The following is a 298-nucleotide window of genomic DNA, read 5'->3' on the forward strand; positions in this document are numbered from 1 at the left end:
GGGAAAAGCATTGAAGCGTCCGACCTTTACCCAATCAAAGAATTTATCCAGCATTTGAAGTTTCAAAAATTACTAGACCGCTATGATGATTTATACAGTAAAAACGTCTCCGTATACACGGCTGACACCTGGACAGGGGGTACGCTCCCCTACTTTATTCTGGATTACAGGAGTAATTTCCTGTGTGAAACAGACAAGCCATTCTTAATGCCAGTAGAGGACGTATTCTCTATCACAGGCCGTGGTACTGTTGCTACAGGTAGAGTAGAGCGTGGTACATTACACGTATCTGATGAAG

1 protein-coding gene is annotated in these 298 nt (G+C 43.3%); it reads left to right on the forward strand.

The window, feature by feature from the left end:
• Positions 1–298 (forward strand): hypothetical protein (locus tag NE473_RS31470; RefSeq protein ID WP_256265671.1); only part of this gene is annotated, 298 nt, incomplete at both ends.

The organism is Hungatella sp. SL.1.14, assembly GCF_024460495.1.
Taxonomy (GTDB): domain Bacteria; phylum Bacillota; class Clostridia; order Lachnospirales; family Lachnospiraceae; genus Hungatella; species Hungatella hathewayi.